This window comes from Gimesia sp. (assembly GCF_048262075.1).
In the GTDB taxonomy this organism is placed as follows: Bacteria; Planctomycetota; Planctomycetia; order Planctomycetales; family Planctomycetaceae; genus Gimesia.
In genome coordinates this window covers 976,636-998,031 of the sequence record NZ_JBLXFK010000001.1, presented here as the reverse complement: position 1 = coordinate 998,031, position 21,396 = coordinate 976,636, and the positions used below count along the sequence as shown (strand labels likewise).

Genomic DNA, 21,396 nt, shown 5'->3' with positions numbered 1-21,396 from the left:
GGAAAACTATCGAATTCATATGAACCATCCTTATGTAGAGATCCCGGAGTTATCGAGTTTGCAGTCAGGTAGCGGCCTGGTGCGAATTCCCTACCAGCAGGATGTGCCTTTTACTAAACGCGTTCGGGCGCTGGTCGATACGGCCGAATTTCGCAGGCTGTCGCATATCACGCAGTTGGGTTTTACTGCGCTTGTTTATCCGGGGGCAACTCACACGCGGTTCGAGCATGCGCTGGGTGTGTATCAGAATGCGCTGCAGTATCTCTGGCAGTTAGGGAAAGATCCGCGTTTCACTGCCACGATTGACGTGCATACAGCCGAAGTATTGATCGCAGCGGCTTTGCTGCACGACCTGGGACACTGGCCTTTTTGTCATTTGATTGAAGATATGTCACTGGAAGGGATTCCCCGACATGAATCCTTTGCAAGAGAGTTTCTCTCAGACGGTCGTGAACTGGCAGAGATTCTGCGATCAGAATGGGGAATTGAACCAGCCGAAGTACTCGATATTTTAGTACCCAGTTCCGACACCCCGCAAATGCGACTGGTCCGTTCGATTCTGTCTGGGCCCATTGATATCGACAAGATGGATTATCTCGATCGGGACAGCCTGCATGCCGGTGTTCCCTATGGTCGTAATTTTGATAAAAACCGACTGATTCAATCGTTGATGGTCAATGCAGCCGGAGATGGCCTGGCGATCGGATCTAAAGGGAAAACAGCAGCAGAACTGATGGTTTTTGCCCGTTATGTCATGTTCAGCGAAGTGTACTGGCATCATGCCGTTCGCTCAGCCAGTACCATGTTTGCGCGGGCCTTCTACCACTTGTATCCACGGCTGGATCTATCCAGTTACTTTCAGCTGACGGAAGCAGATGCAGTTTCCGTGTTACGTGCGCAAGCGCGCGGAACGGAATGCGAGCGCCTGGTGGAAGGGATTTTCAGCACGAAACGATTGTTATATAAACGCGTTGCTGAATTCAGTTACTATGAATCTTCCGAAGTTTTCGAGCTGATAGCACATCAGCCGGTTTCATCACTGGTCCGCTGGAGTGAAAGTCTGGCAAAACGGCTGTCTCAGAAATTTCAACAACCGGTCGCTTCCACCGATATTCTGATTGATGCACCTCCCACACATCGTGAAGTGGAATTCAATGTTGAAATTTATTCTTCGCGTGAGGGGAAATATCGACCGTTGCATGTGGTGTCTCCCGTGGTGGATACCCTGGCCCGCAAGCAGTTTGACGATTTTGTAAAACGCGTGCGGGTTTTTGCCCATCCCGATATTGCCCGACTTTGTGTTGAGATGGATGATTTTGAAAACTTGTTGATTGTAGCAGTCACAGAATGATACGATTGAGATACATAAAAGGCTGTTTTTCATAAACTCACTGTGATAAACTTGTGGATGTGATATGTACCGTCAGACACATTATTCTAAATGGCTGGTCTCTAATATGGTCCGAAATTATCAATTTAATGAGCAAGTCTGTGCTGGTTTTGTGGGATTCTCTCTGTTGTTCATCGCAGGGTGTGGTGGAGGTAGTGAACCCGTCAGGCAGCAGTCACAACCGCCTCGACAGGCTACCGGCTCTTCTTCTAATATGCAGGCACCGACCTTAAAGCCGGCTGGAGTCAAACCGACTCCGAAAAAAACTGTGAAAAACAATCAGACAGTACCAGGGGGGAATCCGGACGATCTGTTTGATGTGGTCGATTACCTGCATAACTTTGAGGTTCAGAAACCGGATACAGCAGGTTCATCTGAGGATGAGTTTGTAGCGATGTTGCCTGCGGGACCGGGAGTGAATTCTTCCAGTTATTCCATCGTCAAATCTGGTACAGAAGCCGAACCGAATCAACCGGATTCTTCCTTCAAATTACCGGAAGGCTTTACTGTGATCAAAGAAGCCGGGTATTCACAGCAGGGGCTTCCCAACCGAATTCGCAGCGATCTCGATTATAGTGAAATGGTGCTGGTACCTGCAGGAGTTTCTATACAGGGAGTCCTTGCAGGAGATGCGAATGCCAAACCTCAGTTTTCTGTTTATCAGGATGCCTTTTATATTGATGAGCATGAAGTGACACTGGAGCAGTATCGTCGCTGGCGTTCAGAAATGATTGCGAAGAAAGGGAAAGTTCCCGAGCCTGCGGGCAATGATTCGCAATCATCAGATTTGCCGGCGATGGGAGTTTCTTACACGGATGCCCTCAACTATTCTCGCTCGATGAAGAAGCAGCTTCCCCGAGAGACACAATGGGAAAAAGCAGCGCGAGGAGAGCAGGGGTTTCCTTACCCCTGGGGGAGTGGTAGACCACTCTGGCAGGTGAATCGTCAGCCCGGACAAATTGATCCTGCAGCAACGTTTCCCGGCGACCGCAGCCCCTATGGAGTATATGATATGGCGGGAAATGCCCGCGAATGGTGCGATGACTGGTACTCGAAAAATGCGTATCAGGCGGCGCTGGCTCTGGCGGATGCAGGTGTTGTTCGCGGCTGGATGGGCCCGCGACGAGCTGTCGAACCCAGTATGCGTGTGGTACGTGGGGATCAGAAATCCTGGGAAGTCTGGAAACGGTCTGGAGAAAATATGAGAACTCCACCCGCCGATGTAGGATTTCGCTGTGTGCTTAATCTCAATTCTGCCTCTGCTGATCCGGAAAAAACAAAATCAGACAGTACTTTTTAAGTCCTGGTCCCTGTTGTTTTTTTGCCTCATTCTTTGTTCAGGGCTCTCTGGACAAGCAAGAATCTGTCGATCTCTATCGAAAAATCGCTAGACAGTGTGCAGCCCTACTGAAGCGTCTCCCAGGCTAGTTGGCCCGGGTATATTTGATTGAGGACGCTATCGCTAACATTAATTCGCTCTAGATCTCCTCAAACTGCTTAAATAAAAGCTTCAAAGCGGGATAGATCGCGAAATCAGGTCTTGTCACAGGGGGGAAATCATTAGTATAACAGGGCTAATGATTAGCCAGGCTAATAAATCCCGATTCTGATGTCACAGGGAGAAACTGATGCTGCAATACGACTTTGAGGAAAGTGTTGGTTATTGGATTACCATGACCTCTCATTGCTATCAGGATGCATTAAATCAGGAGTTGATTCCTTACGGGATCACTTTTCGTCAGTTTCAGGTAATTGGCTGGCTGGTCTATGAAGGTCCTCTCTCGCAAGTCGATCTGGCTGAGCGGATGCTGATTGAACCTCCCACACTGGTTCGCATTCTTGATCGAATGGAACGTGATCAATGGATCAAGCGCGAGAACGATCCTAATGATCGTCGTCGCAAAGTAATCAAGGTATTACCAGAAGCAAAACCGGTCTGGTCAAAGATGGTGGCCTGTTTAAAACGTCTCAGGAAGAAAGCAACCGATGGCATGACTCCCGAACAGGTGCAGACACTGAAATCATTACTGGCTCAAGTTCAGGAAAACCTGGGAGCCAGAGTAACTGAACTTGAGGCTTCCTGATCACAGAGAAATATAAAGTGAATCAGATTCACCTAACTTAATATGTTGTTGAGGAATCAAATGAGAATTGTAACCAGTCTTACTGCAGTGATGTGTATGACGGTCATGGCCGTTGAACCACTTCAGGCGCAACGGGGGCCAGCTAAGGTCGATGTCGCAAAGATCGTCGAGCGTGAAGTCGCCTCGGGGCAGACCTTTGTGGGGACCGTGATGCCGATTAAACGCAGTGTGATCGGCAGTGCTGTGGGGGGGCGTGTTGCAGAATTTCCTGTTAATGAAGGTGACTTTGTTCGTGCCAAACAGCCATTGGCTCAGTTGCTGATCAACACGATCAGCCTTGAAGTGGATTCCGAAACAGCCACTCTTGATCTGCGGAAAGAGGAATTAAAGGAACTCGAAAATGGATCGCGACCCGATGAAATTAAGCGGGCAAAAGCATTAATGATGGCTGCCAAAGCAGACAGCGAATATCAGAAGAAACGTCTCAAACGCCTCGAATCATTATATGCCCGAAAAGCGGTCAATGATGATGATATTCAGTCCGTCGTTTCTGAGTCAATTCGAGCTGAAGAAATGTTTTCGGAAGCGGAGGCTGCTTATAAGCTGGCAGTGGAAGGCCCCCGGAAGGAACAGATTGCCCAGGCACGGGCCCGGGTAGCCGTACAACAGGCGCTGGTCGATAAACTCGAAAGCCAGGTCGTCAAACACACAATCATTTCACCCTTTGATGGCTATGTGGTAGCCGAGCATACCGAAGTCGGTCAGTGGGTGAATTCGGGTGAACTGGTCGCCGAAGTGATTGCACTGGATTACGTCGATGTTCGTGTGCAGGTTCTGGAAAATCATGTACCACATGTTCGACTGAAAACCGAGGTCCGGGTAGAAATCCCCGCCATTCCCGAAAAGGTCTTTATCGGAGAAGTTGTGTTGATTGTTCCACAGGCGGATGTCAGAGCAAGAACCTTTCCTGTTAAGGTTCGTATCAAGAATGAGATTCATGACGATGGTCCCCTCCTGAAATCGGGCATGCTGGCACGGGCGGTTCTTCCTACAGGCCCCAAACAGATGGCATTAATGGTTTCCAAAGATGCGCTGGTTCTGGGGGGACCGACTCCCATGATTTATGTAGTGGAACCGGGAAAAGAAAACGGAAAACAGGGCAAGGCACGTGCCGTTCCCGTACAGGTAGGTGTGGCCGAGGGCCGGTTGATACAGGTAAAAGGAGATCTGGAAAGTGGTGGTTATGTTGTCATAAGGGGTAACGAACGCTTGCGCCCCGGGCAAGATGTCACGATTTCGAACGTCCTGTCACCTGACGCATTACCAACAGCCAAAGCCATCAATTCTGACGGTTAAAGAGGAACAGCAATGAATTTCATTAACGCCATTGTACATAACCCAGTCAAAGTGACGGTGGGCGTATTGATGACTGTTTTATTCGGTCTGGTTGCCTTGACGCGAATGCCGATGCAACTGACACCCGAGGTACAACGTCCCACGATTACTGTCGAAACACGCTGGCCTGGAGCGAGTCCGCAGGAAGTGGAACGTGAAATAGTGCTGGAGCAGGAAGAGCAGTTGAAGAGTGTTGAAGGCATTACCAAACTGAGTTCCGAAAGTGCTGATTCCAAAGGGACGATCACACTGGAGTTTCTGGTTGGTACGAATATGGATGAAGCGCTGCTGAAAGTGAATTCGCGTCTACAGCAGGTTCCCGAGTATCCGGAAGACGCAGATCAGCCGATTATCAGTACGGCGAATGCTGCGGACCGTCCGATTGCCTGGTTCATTCTCAGCAGTCGTTTGCCTGCAGATGAAAAGATTGTGGCCTTTCAGGAGGCACACCCGGAAGTCAAAGATCAACTGGAGATCGTTCGGAATACACCCAATCCAGGATTGGCAATGTTACGACTGCGTTTGCTGGCAGAGGAATATCCCGCGGTCCGTGGCGGGATTCTGCCGGAAAAAGATATTGAAGTCACAAAATTACGACGTTTTGCAGAAGACGAAATTGAATCGCGGTTCGAGCGTGTGTCAGGAGTTTCACAGTCAAATGTACTGGGAGGGCTGGAAGATGAACTGCAGGTGGTTGTGGACTCGGAACAACTCGCTGCGCGACAGTTAACCATTGGGGATGTTCGCAATGTATTGCGTGGTCAGAACGCAGATACTTCTGCCGGTGATTTCTGGGAAGGAAAACGCCGTTGGGTCGTGCGAACTCTGGGGCAGTTCCGCAATAAAGAAGAAGTAGAGAATCAGTTACTGGCGGTCAGTGATGGTGCGCCGGTCTATGTAAGAGACGTAGCGGAAGTACGCCTGGGTTACAAAAAGCCCGATGGTCTGGTCAGGCGGTTTGGTGAATCGAGTATTGCTGTGAACTGTGTCCGTGAAACCGGCGCCAATGTGCTGGATATTATGGATGGTTTAAGAGAAGCAGTCAAAGACATCGATGAAAATATTCTCAAGCCACGCGGCCTGCAACTGGTACAGGTTTACGACGAAACCGATTATATCTATTCCTCAGTTGATCTGGTGCAGAATAATATTTTCATCGGCGGTGCCTTGACCATGATTGTATTGATGTCCTTCCTGCACCTGGGGATTCGCACGCTGATCGTCGTGCCTTTCATTATCATCACTGCCGTTGCTGCGACTTTTATCTCACCCTGGTTTTTTGCGATCTGCCTGACTCTGATCATTGGATCCGGGTTCTGGTTTGCCCGTGGCGCGCTGGTGGTGGGGTTGGCGATTCCGACCAGTATCATTGGTACCTTCCTGATTCTGGGCGCGCTGGGACGCTCGTTGAATGTCATCAGTCTGGCCGGTCTGGCTTTTGCCGTCGGGATGCTCGTTGATAATGCAGTGGTGGTGCTGGAAAATATTTATCGACATTATTCATTGGGGGAATCTCCCTTCCGGGCAGCGATCAAGGGGACACATGAGGTCTGGGGCGCGGTTCTGGCATCGACCTTAACGACAATCGCTGTCTTTCTGCCTGTTGTTTTCATAGAGGAAGAGGCGGGACAGTTGTTTCAGGATATCGCGTTGGCCATCAGTGCAGCCGTCGGTTTGTCACTGCTTGTGTCGATGACATTAATTTCGACCGCTTCAGCACGCCTGCTGCATAAACGAGATGACCAGGGACTTGAAGACGACCAGATTTCCAGTCATCCTGAAGATGATATTGATCAGACCAGGAAAAAAGGCACACTGCATCGAGCCATTATTGGACCGATTGAATCCGGCGGCGCTTTGTTTGTAAAAACCGTCGTTGGCGTGAATCGTTGGATCCAGGGAGGGACACTGAGGCGGTTGGTCGTTATCTGCACCCTCGTAGGAGCCGCCGTTGGAATCAGCTGGCAGTTATGGCCAAAGGTAGAATATCTGCCTACCGGTAACCGGAATCTGATTTTCTGTATTTTGATTCCGCCACCCGGATACAACCTGAACCAGTTAATGGAGCTGGGAGAGACGGTAGAGTCAGATTTGCGTCCCTACTGGGATATCGATCCAGAGAGTGAAGATGCAAAGAAACTCAACTATCCGGTTATTGGAGATTTTTTCTTTGTGGCACGTGGACGACAGGTATTCATGGGGATTCGCGCTTTTGATTCGCAGCGTGTTGCGGAGCTGATTCCGTTGGTGCAGCAGGCAGGCTCGAAGCTGCCTGGAACGTTTACCGTGGCGAAACAATCCAGTCTGTTCGAACAGGGTTTGACGGGGGGGCGGACAATTGAGATCGAGATTATTGGCCCTGATCTTGAGAAACTGGTTGCTATGGGCGGACAGGTTCTGGTCAAGTCCAAGCAGATGATCCCTGATGCGCAGGTGCGTCCAATCCCCAGTCTGGATCTTTCCAGTCCGGAAGTGCACATTGAACCAAAACTGATGCAGGCTGCTGAAAATCGAGTCAGCAGTGCAGATCTTGGGTACACGGCCAATGCGCTGATCGATGGTGCTTTTGCCGGTGATTATTACCTGGGAGGAGATAAAATTGATTTGACGATTATCGGACAGTCTCGTCATATTCAGAACACCCAGGATGTTGCAGCACTCTCCGTGGCGACTCCGGACGGGAAACTGATTCCATTAGGAGCATTGGCTGATGTGCATATCACCAGTGGTCCGGAACAGGTCAATCACCGTGAGCGGCAGCGTGCGATTACTATCGAAGTTTCGCCTCCCGAAGAAATGGCGCTGGAAGATGCCATGAATCAGATTCAGTCGGAAATTGTCCAGCCTATGCGCGAAAGCGGGCAACTGGCAGGCGGCTATCGTATCAACCTGTCTGGTACGGCCGATAAGTTACGTGATACCTGGGCCGCTTTGCAATTTAATGTTTTGCTGGCGTTGATGATTACCTATTTGTTGATGGCTGCTTTATTTGAGTCGTGGCTATACCCGATGGTTATTATTTTCAGTGTGCCACTTGGTGCGGTCGGTGGAATTCTGGGGCTCAGTATTCTGAATCTCTTTATGCTGCAGACTCTGGATGTGCTCACCATGCTGGGATTCGTGATCCTGATCGGAACTGTAGTGAATAACCCGATTCTGATTATCCACCAGTCACTGAATCATATTAACGAAGATGGTATGACTCCCCGGGAAGCAATTCTGGAAAGTATCCGAACTCGAATTCGTCCGATTTTTATGACAACGACCACTACAGTGCTGGGATTGTTACCACTGGTATTGTTTCCCGGTTCCGGAAGTGAACTCTATCGCGGACTGGGAAGTGTGGTGCTGGGAGGATTGATTGTGTCCACTTTGTTTACACTGATTCTGGTTCCCACTCTGTTCAGTCTGACAATGGACGCCAAACAGTGGGGCCTGAAGCTGCTACGACCCAGCACATTGAAACGGTCAAAGCAGTCTGCCGCTCCAGACGAGGTGGAAATTGATTCCAAGGAAAATGTGACCGTGTAACGTGTTGGTTTCACACTGGTATCAGGCCTACTGCCCGTTTATATTACAATACAAGGCAGACATCGAACGGGGGGGCAGTTATTCATTCCAGAGAGAAGCGGTATTCTGCTGAAAACCGTTTAATTGAAGGGGAATTCGTCTTTCTCAATATGGATAAATTTATTGGAATGAAAGTATCAGTACATTGGTGCGTGTAATCTGGATCAGTGTAATACTCCTGGCAATAGGCTGCGCCGTTTTTTTTTCAGGACTGTTGAAGCAGGACCCGGATGCAGTTTTTCAACGAGCTGCTAATGCATACCGCACGCTGAAATACGAGGAAGCAAAGCAGTTTGTTAATCAACTGCTCGATACTCCTACACATCAGATTCCAGCGGCCATGCTTGGTGCAGAAATTGCAATCAAAGAACGCAATCCGGTCGAAGCTATTCGCTATTATGAGTATGTTCCCGATAATGGCAGTCGGGAAGCATTGAAAGCCCGAATACGTTCCGGTGAACTCTATTTGTTTCAGTTGAAGCAGCTGTCAAAAGCACAGAACGAATTTCTGCGCGCACAACAGTCGTTTCCGGATGATCCTCTCATTCTTGAGCGATTGTCTTATCTTTATGGACTGACTGCCCGTTCCTGGGAAGCAGTTCCAGTCAGACTGAAACTGCTGCAGCAAAAGAGTCTTGACCCTCTGGTGCTTTATCTGCTGGCAATGAGTGATCGGTCTCTGGAAAATCCGCAGCTGATTTCCGAATACGCAGCAGCGGCACCAGACGATCCACTGGTCCAACTGGTTCAGGCGCGGCTGGAAATTGACAGACAGGAATATAAGGCTGCGGAAAAACGATTGTTGCAACTGGTTTCAACTCAACCCGATTTGAGCCAGGCGCAGGTTTTACTGGGGCAGATTCTGTTTCTGCAAGATGAGGGACGACGCTTCGAGGAATGGCAGTTATCGTTGTCCGGTCATGTTCGGGAACATCCCGATATCTGGACTATTGAGGGGAAATGGTATCAGAAACAGGGGGAACGTGATTCAGCAATCCACAGTTTTGCAGAAGCACTCAAAAGGGATTCGACAAATTCCACTTCCTGTTATCAATTGGGGCAATTGCTGTTGCAGACGGATAATGAAAACGCTGAAATCCTGCTGGAATATGCCAGGAAGCTACAGGAGTATGAAGGTCTGGTTAAAGTGGTCTATGGTGATAAAGATCTTCGTCCTGCGCCACGGATGGTCGCGCTGGCAAAAGAACTGGGATTACTCTGGGAAGCGTATGGCTGGAGTCGGGCGTCCTTACTGCTGAATCCTCAACTGGAGTGGGCGCAAACGACAGAGCAAGAACTTAAACCTGTGTTGGCAAACTTATCGCTTACCAGAATGATTACAGGCAGGAATCCCGTTTCTCATTTATCACTTCCCGAACAGAAAACAATTTCAGGGAGAAACACAGCAGGGAAGTTGAATCAACGCAAAGAAGTCGAAGCGGTCTCTTCCATCTCATTTGAGGAAGTATCTGAAGCTGCGGGGATTTCCTTTCAGTATTTTAATGGTCAGGATTGGCCGGATACTGCTCATAAAATGTATGAATTCACCGGCGGGGGCGTTGGCATTCTGGATTTTAACGCGGATGGCTGGCCTGATATTTATCTGACACAGGGATCCGCATGGCCTGTGAATGAACTGCAGAAGCAATATTATGATCGTTTGTTTGAGAATCAGGGCGATGGTACATTCCGTGACGTGACCAGTTCAACGGGAATCTTTGAAAATCGATTCAGTCAGGGAGTTACGATCGGCGATCTGAATAATGATGGCTTTGATGATATTTATGTTGGCAATATTGGTCTGAATCGATTGTATCTGAATAATGGAGACGGGACCTATTCTGAATCAGATCAGGCACGGGGATCAGACAGAGACTGGACAACCAGTTGCCTGATTGCAGATTTGAACGGCGATGGCGGACCGGAGATCTATGCCGTCAATTATCTCTCAGGAAATGATATCTTCGATCGTGTTTGTCAAAATACAGATGGTTCAGAGCGATCCTGTATGCCTTTAAATTTTCCGGGAGCACAAGATCAGCTATTTGAAAATATAAATAACGGTCAGTTCGAAAACATTACTTCGTCCTCTGGTATTCAGGTAACCGAGGGAAAGGGGCTGGGAATTATCGCCGCTGATCTGAAAGGTAACGGGTTTCCAGATTTATTTATCGCCAATGATGCGGTTGCCAATTTTTTCCTGGTGAATCAGGGGGCACAAAAGCCTAGGTTTCAAGAAGAAGCATTGTTGTCGGGCCTGGCTTTAAATGGGCAGGGGCGAACAGAAGCCTGTATGGGAGTAGCAGTTGGAGACGCTGATGCGGATGGGCTGCTCGATTTTTTTGTGACGAATTACTTCAGGGAAACGAATACCCTGTACCGTCAAGTGGCCCCCGATTCCTTCATCGATGAAACTCAGGCAGCGAAGATGTCTGATACGACACTCTATCAACTTGGGTTCGGAACACAGTTTCTGGATGCTGACCTGGATGGCCTGCTGGATCTGCTGATCGTCAATGGGCATGTCGAGGATCTGTCTAAAGAAGGTGTACCCTGGCAGATGGAGCCGCAGTTGATGCTGAATCAAGGTCAGGGAGTTTTTCAGGAATGGAAGTCACCTGGAATGGGAATGTTTTTTAAGCAGAAGAGGTTGGGAAGGGGACTGGCACGTATCGACTGGAATCGAGATGGCCGGGCAGAAGCAGTGGTGACCAGTCTGGATCAACCTGTGGCTCTGCTTAAAAATACAACAGAACCACACGGGCATCGGCTCGTGGTAACTTTGACAGGGACAATGTCCAGCCGCGATGCCATTGGTACGACTGTGCGATTGCATTCAGAAGGTCTGACATTGTTACGGCAGTTGACAGCCGGCGATGGATATCAGGCTCGAAATCAACGTTGTCTGATATTTGGAACAGGAGAGCGTACTGCTGTTGTGCAGCTTGAAGTCAGTTGGCCTTCAGGCTTGAAGCAGGTATTCGAGGGGATAGGCATTGATCAGGAAATACAACTGATTGAAGGGCAGGGGACACCTGTTGTTAAGCGGATCTTCGAATGAGTTGGCTTTCGAGGTGAGTTGGGAATCAGAACGAATCAGAATGTTCGAATTCGATCCCCAGTCGGTACTTCAACTGTTCCAGCTCTTCAATGGATTCATCACTGGATGAGTGCACATGCTCTGCTTCGGTGATGAATTTCAAATCGTTGATATGGGGGATTCCATATTCATCCAGCGTCTGTTCGAACTGTTCAATACCCTGGCCATACATAATCAGCAGTTTGTGTTCATCGAACTGGACTTCGAGAGGAATTTGCGGGTTCAAAACAGCAATTCCTGCACAGCCATCATTCAGAAGCAGATCTTCGTAATCGTAGAGGGTACTTTTCAGAACGGGTAGATCCATATGTTCGCGATACAGATCCTGATGCTGGTTATTAGAACCATCGTGACTGGTTTCCAGCACGACATCCACTTCATGTCCCAGTGGATCCAACAGATCAATGAAGAGGTCAAACAAAATTTCCCGGGAAGCGGAAGCCATCAGGACGGGGATTTTTATACCGGTTTCTTTGTCGGTGTAAACATCGTGACGATAACCAGCCTGAGGTACGACTTCCAGATCGTAGGAAGGTCGAATTGCATCGGTCAGCATAAAATCGCCGTATTTAGCAATCCTCAAGTGTGTTTCCAATTGGTCTTCTGAGAGACTTTCGAAACTGCTGCGCGCTTTACCCGCGGCATTATCTCGATAAGTTGTCTTCAAGAATCGTTTCAAGAATCCCATAATCTAATCTTTCCCCCCTCACGACAGGCAACAAACATGTTGCCAACCGGGCTAGAACTGCCCATGTTTTGCTTTGTGTTTTGGTTTGTTGTTTTGACTGCTCAGAAAGTTCATTGCTGCTGGCCCGGAACAAACTGCAATCAAAAAACTCTAGCACGCAAAATCAGGCGAGGTCTGAAGTACTCGGGATGTTGTCTGCTTTTTCGTGGAGTATGAGACGGGGAAGCCGGAAGGATGAGATACGGTAAGAGTTCCAGACAGTTAAAATGTCCGGTTATACTGATCAGGCAATTTTCCGGAGATCATTCGGGGGGTAAGAACGCGCAGAACTGCTGTATTCCGTGTGATCGCTACGATAATACTGGATCAGAAAAAAAACAGAGCGTCATACATACGGATATTGCATAAGTGCCTGTTTAATAGCGGCTTAAGAGGGTTTATCTTTGATTTTTCTGATAAGGCTTATCTGGTGAGACTGGTTACCAGATTCAATAGAGATTCACATTGCAGTAAATCAGGAGCCTTACTAAAATCCGAACCCCACCTCTCCTGTTCTAAAATTGTGAACTCCACAACAATATCCTGAATCTCACAACTGAGTTGTCCAGCCACGGATGGTTAAATGGGTTGTTCCAGCCTCTTTATTCAATCAAAAACCCTACTGCAGATCCTGTTGATACATTTAATGTGTCTCTGGGGACTAACAGGCATTTCGTATTCAGCCGAAGAGTATGAAATGGAAACACTTTACCTGAAGAGCGGTGAGTTCTTCTCCGGTGAAAGTATTGGCTTTGAGAATGGAAACATTCTGTTTCAGCTGTCAGACGGACAGGTACAGTCTATTCTGCTGGAGAACGTGGATCGACTGGAATATAAAGGAGCCGGTACCGAAGCAGATGGAAGTGATCGACTCCTGGTCAGTAATGACAATGCAGAATTACCACCATTACCTTCGATGATCAATCAGGTTCCTGTGCCGAAACCACTGGGAGTAGCTCCTGATTTTGATGCTGGCGTAGATGAAGAATCGGCTTTAGGGCAAATTTCCGAATATTCTGATCAATGCTGGGAGTATGTAGAAGTCTGGACAAAACGGTTCGAACTGGGGGGGACATTTCTTTCCGGGAATACCGATCGGGATTACGTTACAACAGGGTTGAATCTCGAAAAATCGGACAATGATAATTTGTTCGAGTTCGAAATTGGTGGTCGCTGGGGCCAGGCAAATGGAGTCCGGGATGCAAACCGCTGGTATGGAAATGCTACGTTAGATATTGCACGTACCACCAACTGGATCGTCTTCGTCACAAATAAAAATACATATGATGAGTTTGAAAACCTGGACTGGCGTGGAACGATTTCCTCTGGTCTGGGATATCGGTTTATCAATGAGGGTGACAAACGACTGATTATTCGTATTGGACCTGGTGGAACGCGTGAAATTTATAACAGTCCCACATTGAAGCGAACCACGTTCGATGTGTTTGCGGAACTCGAGTTTAAGTGGCCACTTTCCGACCATATCAAGCTGGAACATAAGCAGACCTGGACTCCCAGTGTGGATGTAGCACAGATTCTACGTGTCACCACTGAAACCGGACTGTTGTTTAAACTGGATAATCAAGATCGATGGAATCTGCGTATGGGACTTCTGCAGGTTTATAACTCATTTCCGAACGCTGGACGCAAGAAAAGTGATTACACGGGAAGTGTTTCACTGGTCTATACACGCAAATAGTTATCAGTATCACGGCTGATTTTATTTGGGTTTTCCCAATTTGACGGTCAGCTTTTCTCGCTTACCCTCACGCAAGACAGTCACTTCCACCTCTTCACCAGGAGAGAACATACGAAGTGCCAGGTCAAAATCGTCGAGCCCATCAATTTTCGTTTTTCCCATTTTGATGATGGTATCGCCGGCTTTGAGGCCCGCTTTATCCGCAGGGCTCCCGGGAGAGGCACCGGAAATATGATAACCGGGACCTTCGCCACCAAAATCAGGAATACTGCCAAAGTAAGGACGATTACCAGATCGCATGGTTGTGGCAGGGCGTTCGATTTTTACGTACTCAGGACGCTTCGGGTTTTCGGCCGTCGCAATGGCAATCTCTTCCAGAAACCCGATCACTCGCTGCATACCTGGAATGTTGATTTTGTCCCAGTCATCGGATGGTCGATGGTAGTCGCTGTGTGTACCGGTAAATAGATGGAGCACGGGAATCTGTTTCCCGTAGAAAGAACTGTGATCACTCGGGCCAAACCCCTCTGGTTTAAGCGACAGTTTCAGATCGTATGCTTTCGCAGTTTCTTCGACCAGTTTTTCCCAGCGGGGGGCTGTCCCCGTACCGAAAACGGTAAGTTTATCATCGGTCAGTCGTCCTACCATATCCATGTTCAGCATGGCGACGGTGTTCTTGATATCGAAAATCGGATTCTTCACATAATGCGCAGAGCCAATCAGTCCCCGCTCTTCGCCGGTAAACGCAATAAAAACAATTCGGCGTGGCAGTGGTTTTTTTCGAGCTGCGAGTTTACGTGCCAGTTCGATTAGTGCGACTGTGCCGGACGCATTATCATCTGCTCCGTTATGGACGTCGGTCGAACCGGGAGCCAGAGAACCTTCTCCGCCGTAGCCTACATGATCGTAATGAGCACCAATTACAATGGTTTCATCAGCATGCGGACCTTTCCCTTCCAGTACGCCAATCACATTTTTGATTTCCGTACGGATCTGCTCGACGGATATCTCACCTTTGGCTTTCCAGTCTGTCAGGACAAAGCTCTCTGGTTTCAGATCTTTATCAATATTCTCTTCCAGTTCCTGAAGCATCGGCTTTCCGGCTGCTTTAAATAACTGATTACAGGCATCAATGGTAATATGCGCAATTGGTATCGAACGTCCGTCTCCACTGCCAGCGTAACCGAACTCCATCAGTTTATCGAACTTCGCATCTTTTAAAACTTGCCGTGCCTGTTGTATGTCGTGTAACGCTTTTTTGAGCTCGCGTTCAGCATCTTCCTGTTTTTTATCGTCCGCTTTCTCCCATTTTTCCGTCGCCGTGATCAGTTCTTCGATGGCATCCTGCTCAAGTTCTTTCGCTTCTTTTTTGTTTTCTTGAATCGAATTAACATCATTGACGAACAGAATCGCTTTGGCCCCTTTGCCGAAAGCTGTACTGACTTTGTAACGTAAGGCAGCATAACGGGAAATTCCATGAGCACCGGCAAACGGACTTTTTTTATCTCCCTGTTGAGGCGTCCGGCGCATAATGATCACGACTTTGTCTTTGACATCTACATTAGTGTAGTCGTTATATTTCAGGTCATTGGCATCTATGCCGTATCCACAGAACACCAGTTCCGCATCGAATTTTCCTGAGCCTCCAAACGAACAGGAGCGAAAATCCTGATCGTATTTCAGGGGTATGGTTTTTCCGTCTGCACCAGTCAGATCCAGTTGATTGACCGGTCCCAGTTTGCTTCCCGTATTGATTGAGAACTTCTGGAAGGCACCCTCTTCGATGACATTTACATTCAAACCGGCCTGCTGAAACTCTTTGAATATATAATCCGCAGCGAGGTTGATCCCCTGTGTATCGACTCCACGGCCCTCCAACTCATCGGAAGCCAGATATTTGATGGCATCCAGCATGCGTTTCCCACTGGTAGAATCAGGGACTGATTTGACTTTGACTTCTGGTTTGGCGGGTGCCTCCCCATAAGTGAGTGAGGAGCCTGGCGTGGAGAGCAGACTCAAACCGAACAGGCTGAATAAACAGGCTCTGAATAAAACCGGGGTCACAGCGGATTTGATATTCCAGACAGACATATAACCTCTTTCTCTTTCGATTTGTCTGTAAAACAAGTCATTACATACTACGTCAACCAAGGGGCACATGTTGGAATGACAAGTCGATTTCCAATTTCATTGAGTTGGCATACTCTCTATTTTCGCAATTACCAGACGGAATGGAAGTCAGTACACAGGATTAAATAGAAATTCAAAAATGGTTATCAAATCTTTTTGGCTGCTGAGTTTATGCAGTGCGAGCCTGAACTGGCGATTTGATTCCAGAACGGGTAGAGTTTAAAATTTCATACAGACCTGAGACCCCCGATTGATAATGGAACCATTGATGGAGATTCCCACAGCGGCGCTCATAGACTGTGGTCTACCAGCAGAGGAAGCAAATCAGCTGGCTGATTTACTGAAACAGATCCCCGTCCAGTCGGATGAGGAGTTCTGGCGGTTTCTGATTGAAGAGATACTGACACCTGCCATCCCATTCTGCGTCCACCAGTACTTGTATCAACGTGTTTTTGCAGAACGCATATCAAAAGGTGAGCCGGCACCTGCCTGGTTTCCTGGGGAACGGGAACGTAATGGTTCACACCTCGCTGCATGGACGGCTGACTTGAAGCTGGATGGCTTTGAAGCGGTATACGACTGGTCGATTTCGAACCGGGAAGAATTCACGGTTAGGTTAATTGAATCTCTAAGAATTCAATTTCAAGAAGCACCTCAAAAGATCATGGATTTGCATGCTGATATTGAGCAGGTTGAGTGGTTTAGTGGAGCGAAACTGAATATTGTAGAATCCTGTTTTCGGGAGAAATCGGAAGAAACGGCGATCCTGTTTCAGCGCCATACTGATGAAGTGCAGCGTATCAGCTATCGGGAACTCAAGACATTGACAGCCCGGGTGGCAAACGGTTTAACCGAGGCAGGCATCGTACCAGGGGAACGTGTAGCGGTGATGCTGCCTATGACGCTGGAATCGGTGGCGATCTTTCTGGGAATCATTGCTGCTGGCTGTGTGGTCGTTACCATTGCAGACAGCTTCTCTGCTGAAGAAATGCTGGTGCGTCTTAAAATTACCTCGCCCCGGCTGATCTTTATTCAGGATGTCATCACGCGAAATGGACGTCAATTACCTCTGTTTACAAAGCTGGAGTCTTTACCGGAGTTGCCGGCAGTTGTACTTCCTGAATCGGAATCGCCTGAAGTTTCACTTCGTAAGCGAGACCAACTGTGGTCGGAGTTTCTTTCTACAGACTCGGAGTTAACCTGTGTTCCTCGACAGCCGCACGATGAGACGACGATTCTGTTTTCCTCGGGAACAACGGGCAGTCCAAAAGGAATTCCCTGGGATCAGACGACACCGATCAAATCCGCGGGGGACGGGTTTCTGCATCATGATATCCATAGGGGTGACATTGTCTGCTGGCCGACCAATCTAGGTTGGATGATGGGCCCCTGGCTCGTATATGCCTCCTTGATCAATGATGCCACGGTTGCGCTGTCAGATGCGGTGCCCACAAGTCGTCGTTTTTGTGAATTCGTTCAGAACGCAGGCGTCAACATGTTGGGACTTGTGCCGAGTATCGTTTCCGCCTGGCGAAGTCAGGATGCGACCGCGGGGCTGGACTGGTCGCGGATCAAGGTTTTCAGCTCCACCGGTGAGTGTTCCAATCCTGAAGATATGTTGTGGCTGATGTCGCGTGCGGGTTACCGACCGGTGATTGAATATTGCGGCGGTACAGAGACCGGCGGGGGGTATATTACAGGGACCGTTACGAAGCCAGGCGTGCCTGGTCTTTTCTCCTGTCCGGCGCTCGGATTTGAATGGCTGTTACTGAATGAATCGGGGGCGGAAACAACGAATGGAGAAGTCTTCTTTGTACCTCCTGTGATTGGATTATCGACGCGATTAATAAATCGCGACCACCACGAAGTCTATTTCGCGGAGATCGCACCTGGTCCTGACGGACAGACACTCCGCCGACATGGAGACCAGATTGAAGCTTTACCCGGTGGTTATTACCGGGCCCATGGGCGTGTCGATGATGCCATGAATCTGGGAGGGATTAAAGTCAGCTCTGTTCAAATCGAAGAACTGTTAATGCAATTATCTGTGATAAGAGAAGCCGCTGCCATTGCGATGGCGCCTCCCGGAGGAGGTCCTGCCCAACTGGTGATCTTTGTAGTGATGCAAGGCGGAGTGGTCTTTGAAACAGCAGAGCTACAACAGAAGATGCAGCAGATCATTCGCAGTCAATTGAACCCCCTTTTCAAAATCCATGACGTCCGAGAAATTAAACGACTGCCCCGTACGGCATCCAATAAAGTGATGCGGCGGAAATTACGTGATCTATATCAGAGTGAGGAATCATGAGTCAGCAGAAACAGACAAGAGTCGCCGTGCTGAGTGCCACCCGCACTCCGATAGGTTCATTTAATGGTGTTTTTAAAGACCTTACAGCAGTCAACCTGGGAACGATTGCTGCAAAGGAAACGTTGACACGCGGGCAACTGAGCGCCAATCAGGTGGATGAAGTTTATCTGGGGCAGGTATTTACAGCCGGGTGCGGCATGAATCCGGCCCGGCAGGTGGCGCTCAACGCTGGTATGCCGTTTGGTGTGCCCGCCACCACTGTGAATATGGTATGCGGGTCGGGTTTGAAATCGGTGGCGCTGGGCGTGCAGTCTATTCTGTGTGGCAATGCCCGTGTTGTCCTGGCGGGGGGCATGGAAAGCATGAGCAATGCTCCCTATCTGCTGCCCGGGGCCCGCAGTGGTTTCAGGATGGGAAATCAGCAACTGATCGATTCGATGATTCAGGATGCATTGTGGGATGCTTTTTATGACTGTCACATGGGAATTACGGCTGAGAATCTTTCCGAAAAATATGACATCTCACGGGCAGAACAGGATCGCTATGCGGTTCAGAGTCAGGAACGCTGTCAACTCGCTATTGAATCCGGAAAATTCATTGAGGAGATCGTGAATGTTCCCGTTACGAACAGAAAAAAAGAAACAACGCTGATTTCCCAGGATGAATACCCCCGCAAAGGCACCAGTTATGAAACGATCTCCTGTTTACGTCCTGCATTCAAACCGGAGGGAACTGTTACAGCCGCCAATTCTTCAGGAATTAATGATGGCGCCGCCACGCTGCTGATTGCTGAGGAAAGTTTTGTTGCCGAACACAATCTACAGCCACTGGCTTGGATTCGCGCATTTTCCAATGTGGGACTGGATCCAAAATATATGGGGATGGGGCCCACGTATGCAATCCAGGCTTTACTGAAAGAGGAACAACTCTCACTGGCAGACATTGATCTGCTGGAGGTCAACGAAGCCTTTGCCGCCCAGACGCTGGCGGTGGGGAAATCATTGAGCTGGGAAGAGGAGCGGGTGAATGTAAACGGCGGTGCGATTGCTCTGGGGCATCCTCTGGGAGCCAGTGGCGCGCGAATCGCAGTGAGTTTATTACACGAGATGCAGAAACGGAGTGCACAACGGGGAATTGCATCATTATGTATCGGCGGCGGAATGGGAATTGCCATGATGTTCGAAGCGAATGGAACTGATAAGTCATAACAGGAAAGCAAACGAGTGATGCAGGAAATCGGAATTCTGGGAGCGGGGTTAATCGGTGCCAGTTGGGCTACTTTCTTTGCAGCGCAGGGATTGAAGGTCCGCATCTTTGATGTAAATGACACAGTGAAACAGCAGGCATTAGATCAGTCAGTTAAAAATCTGCAACGTCTGACAGAGCTGGAATTGCTCACTCAGCAGGCAACGGCAACAGCAGAGGAGAACCTGAAATTAGTTGACTCGCTGGAGGAACTGCTTCTGGACGTGGAATACGTTCAGGAATCGGTGATAGAAGATTATGAAATCAAAGCAGACGTCTATCGTCAGTTTGAGCAGCATGCACCGGAAACAGCGATTCTGGGCAGTAGTTCATCGGGGTTGTTGATGACGCGGATGCAGGCGGTAATGCAGAATCCCGGGCGGGCATTAATCGCGCATCCCTTTAATCCACCACATCTGATCCCGCTGGTAGAGTTGGTTCCCGGTGAGCAGACAGAAGTAGAGACAATGGAGAAAGTCAAAGCCTTCTTTCTTGAATTGGGAAAACATCCTGTGGTTTTAAAAAAGGAGGTACCCGGGCACATTGCCAATCGGCTGGCGGCGGCGGTCTGGAGGGAATCACTGGCGTTGCTGGATGCAGGAGTTGCCAGTGTGGAAGATATCGATGCAGCGCTCTGCCAGGGGCCGGGCCTGCGGTGGGCGCTGATGGGCCAGCATCAGATCTATGAACTCGGCGGAGGCGCAGGCGGCTATCAGAAATTTATTGATACGATCGGAGCTTCCTTTGAAGCATACTGGGAAGATATGGAGCACTGGACGAGTATCCCTGAATCGGCAAAGCAGAAGGCAGTCTCCGGAACACAGGTTTATCTGAATCAGAAAAGCCCCGCTGAATGGGCTGCCTGGAGGGATGAGAAACTGGCTCGTATTCAACAAATCTTACGTGAGGAACGCTGATGTCCACACCTCGAACTGTTTTGATAACTGGAGCCGCGAGTGGCATTGGAGCTGAAATCGCCCAGACCCTGTTTCGTGAAGGTTGTCATGTAGTAATTGCTGACCGGAATGAACCAGAGTATCTGGTGGACCTTACTGCAGAGCATCAGCGTACAAGGTTTATTGCCACTGATCTATCACAACTGGCTGACTGTCAAACACTGGTCGAACAAACGTTAAGGGAGTTTGGATCGATTGACATTTTAATCAATAATGCAGGTTTTCAACATGTCGCACCGTTGGAAGAATTTCCAGAAGCAACATGGAATAATATGCTGCAGGTCATGCTGACAGCACCATTTCTGTTAACTAAGTATGTCTTTCCCGGCATGAAACAACAGGGCTGGGGACGCATTATTAATATGGGATCGATTCATTCACAGGTAGCATCACTCAATAAAGCCGGTTATATCGCAGCAAAACACGGTCTGGTAGGACTGACGAAATCGACGGCTCTGGAGGGGGGGCCGTTTCAGATTACCGCGAATGTTATATGTCCTGCTTATGTGAGAACTCCCCTGGTCGAGCAGCAGATTGCAGCGCAGGCAGAAACCCTGGGAATCAGTACCGAGGAGGTCGAAAGCCAGGTTTTTCTGAAAGCATCCGCGACCGGAAAGATGATTGAGCCGGCGGAAGTCGCTGCGATGGTTCGTTATCTGTGCTCAGATCAGGCGAAGTCAATCACCGGTGCCTGCTGGACCATAGATGCGGGCTGGACTGCGCAATAAATTGAACCCACCATTGCTTCAAGGCCTGCCTGAATAATTGAAAATCAGTAGACAGTCATTTATT

Annotated in this window: 13 protein-coding genes; 11 read left to right on the top strand and 2 right to left on the bottom strand. The window is 48.8% G+C overall.

Annotation, left to right across the window (positions count from 1 at the left end; translation table 11 throughout):
- Positions 1–19: 19 nt before the first annotated feature.
- The 6 genes from ACN0YH_RS03700 (at position 20) to ACN0YH_RS03675 (ending at position 11,500) form a co-directional block, all read left to right on the top strand.
- Positions 20–1,351 carry an HD domain-containing protein gene (locus ACN0YH_RS03700; protein WP_417378197.1) on the top strand — a complete coding sequence of 444 codons (1,332 nt, stop codon included), beginning with the start codon at positions 20–22 and terminating at the stop codon, positions 1,349–1,351.
- Positions 1,352–1,415: 64 nt separating this feature from the next.
- Positions 1,416–2,690 (top strand): formylglycine-generating enzyme family protein, encoded by a 1,275-nt coding sequence (locus ACN0YH_RS03695; RefSeq protein ID WP_417378196.1) that lies wholly within the window; start codon positions 1,416–1,418, stop codon positions 2,688–2,690.
- Between the two features lie 328 nt (positions 2,691–3,018).
- Positions 3,019–3,474: a MarR family winged helix-turn-helix transcriptional regulator gene (locus tag ACN0YH_RS03690; protein WP_417378195.1), complete on the top strand. Its 456-nt coding sequence runs from the start codon at positions 3,019–3,021 to the stop codon at positions 3,472–3,474.
- A gap of 60 nt (positions 3,475–3,534) precedes the next feature.
- Positions 3,535–4,830: an efflux RND transporter periplasmic adaptor subunit gene (locus ACN0YH_RS03685; RefSeq protein ID WP_417378194.1), complete on the top strand. Its 1,296-nt coding sequence runs from the start codon at positions 3,535–3,537 to the stop codon at positions 4,828–4,830.
- Positions 4,831–4,842: 12 nt separating this feature from the next.
- Positions 4,843–8,400: an efflux RND transporter permease subunit gene (locus ACN0YH_RS03680; RefSeq protein WP_417378193.1), complete on the top strand. Its 3,558-nt coding sequence runs from the start codon at positions 4,843–4,845 to the stop codon at positions 8,398–8,400.
- Between the two features lie 253 nt (positions 8,401–8,653).
- Positions 8,654–11,500, top strand: coding sequence for an FG-GAP-like repeat-containing protein (locus ACN0YH_RS03675; protein WP_417378192.1), 2,847 nt, complete (start codon positions 8,654–8,656; stop codon positions 11,498–11,500).
- Between the two features lie 25 nt (positions 11,501–11,525).
- On the opposite strand, the gene ACN0YH_RS03670 is transcribed toward ACN0YH_RS03675, so the two are convergent.
- Positions 11,526–12,227, bottom strand: coding sequence for a hypothetical protein (locus ACN0YH_RS03670; protein WP_417378191.1), 702 nt, complete (start codon positions 12,225–12,227; stop codon positions 11,526–11,528).
- 736 nt (positions 12,228–12,963) lie between these two features.
- Here ACN0YH_RS03670 and ACN0YH_RS03665 point away from each other — a divergent pair.
- Positions 12,964–13,965 (top strand): DUF481 domain-containing protein, encoded by a 1,002-nt coding sequence (locus ACN0YH_RS03665; RefSeq protein ID WP_417378190.1) that lies wholly within the window; start codon positions 12,964–12,966, stop codon positions 13,963–13,965.
- A 21-nt stretch (positions 13,966–13,986) separates the two neighbouring features.
- Here the strand turns inward: ACN0YH_RS03665 and ACN0YH_RS03660 are convergent, their stop codons facing one another.
- A complete protein-coding gene (locus ACN0YH_RS03660) occupies positions 13,987–16,056 on the bottom strand; it encodes a M20/M25/M40 family metallo-hydrolase (protein ID WP_417378189.1) in 2,070 nt (689 codons plus the stop codon).
- Between the two features lie 307 nt (positions 16,057–16,363).
- Here ACN0YH_RS03660 and ACN0YH_RS03655 point away from each other — a divergent pair, with 307 nt between their 5' ends.
- The 4 genes from ACN0YH_RS03655 to ACN0YH_RS03640 are packed head-to-tail and all read left to right on the top strand — an operon-like array spanning position 16,364 to position 21,332.
- A complete protein-coding gene (locus tag ACN0YH_RS03655; protein ID WP_417378188.1) occupies positions 16,364–18,403 on the top strand; it encodes an AMP-binding protein in 2,040 nt (679 codons plus the stop codon).
- Positions 18,400–19,611, top strand: a complete 1,212-nt coding sequence (locus tag ACN0YH_RS03650) for an acetyl-CoA C-acetyltransferase (protein ID WP_417378187.1) — start codon at positions 18,400–18,402, stop codon at positions 19,609–19,611. The genes ACN0YH_RS03655 and ACN0YH_RS03650 overlap by 4 nt, the downstream gene beginning before the upstream one ends.
- Positions 19,612–19,629: 18 nt before the next feature.
- The gene (locus ACN0YH_RS03645; RefSeq protein WP_417378214.1) at positions 19,630–20,565 is read left to right on the top strand and encodes a 3-hydroxyacyl-CoA dehydrogenase family protein; all 936 of its coding nucleotides are present in this window, start codon (positions 19,630–19,632) and stop codon (positions 20,563–20,565) included.
- Positions 20,565–21,332 carry a 3-hydroxybutyrate dehydrogenase gene (locus ACN0YH_RS03640; protein WP_417378186.1) on the top strand — a complete coding sequence of 256 codons (768 nt, stop codon included), beginning with the start codon at positions 20,565–20,567 and terminating at the stop codon, positions 21,330–21,332. Before ACN0YH_RS03645 ends, ACN0YH_RS03640 begins: the two co-directional genes overlap by 1 nt.
- Positions 21,333–21,396: the final 64 nt, after the last annotated feature.

Bases quoted from the DNA above. Each gene is read 5' to 3' on its own strand.
- ACN0YH_RS03700 (WP_417378197.1), top strand. From the start codon at position 20: ATGAACCATCCTTATGTAGAGATCCCGGAGTTATCGAGTTTGCAGTCA.
- ACN0YH_RS03645 (WP_417378214.1), top strand. From the start codon at position 19,630: ATGCAGGAAATCGGAATTCTGGGAGCGGGGTTAATCGGTGCCAGTTGG.
- ACN0YH_RS03660 (WP_417378189.1), bottom strand. From the start codon at position 16,056: ATGTCTGTCTGGAATATCAAATCCGCTGTGACCCCGGTTTTATTCAGA.
- ACN0YH_RS03670 (WP_417378191.1), bottom strand. From the start codon at position 12,227: ATGGGATTCTTGAAACGATTCTTGAAGACAACTTATCGAGATAATGCC.
- ACN0YH_RS03680 (WP_417378193.1), top strand. From the start codon at position 4,843: ATGAATTTCATTAACGCCATTGTACATAACCCAGTCAAAGTGACGGTG.
- ACN0YH_RS03655 (WP_417378188.1), top strand. From the start codon at position 16,364: ATGGAGATTCCCACAGCGGCGCTCATAGACTGTGGTCTACCAGCAGAG.
- ACN0YH_RS03690 (WP_417378195.1), top strand. From the start codon at position 3,019: ATGCTGCAATACGACTTTGAGGAAAGTGTTGGTTATTGGATTACCATG.
- ACN0YH_RS03695 (WP_417378196.1), top strand. From the start codon at position 1,416: ATGTACCGTCAGACACATTATTCTAAATGGCTGGTCTCTAATATGGTC.
- ACN0YH_RS03685 (WP_417378194.1), top strand. From the start codon at position 3,535: ATGAGAATTGTAACCAGTCTTACTGCAGTGATGTGTATGACGGTCATG.
- ACN0YH_RS03650 (WP_417378187.1), top strand. From the start codon at position 18,400: ATGAGTCAGCAGAAACAGACAAGAGTCGCCGTGCTGAGTGCCACCCGC.
- ACN0YH_RS03640 (WP_417378186.1), top strand. From the start codon at position 20,565: ATGTCCACACCTCGAACTGTTTTGATAACTGGAGCCGCGAGTGGCATT.
- ACN0YH_RS03665 (WP_417378190.1), top strand. From the start codon at position 12,964: ATGGAAACACTTTACCTGAAGAGCGGTGAGTTCTTCTCCGGTGAAAGT.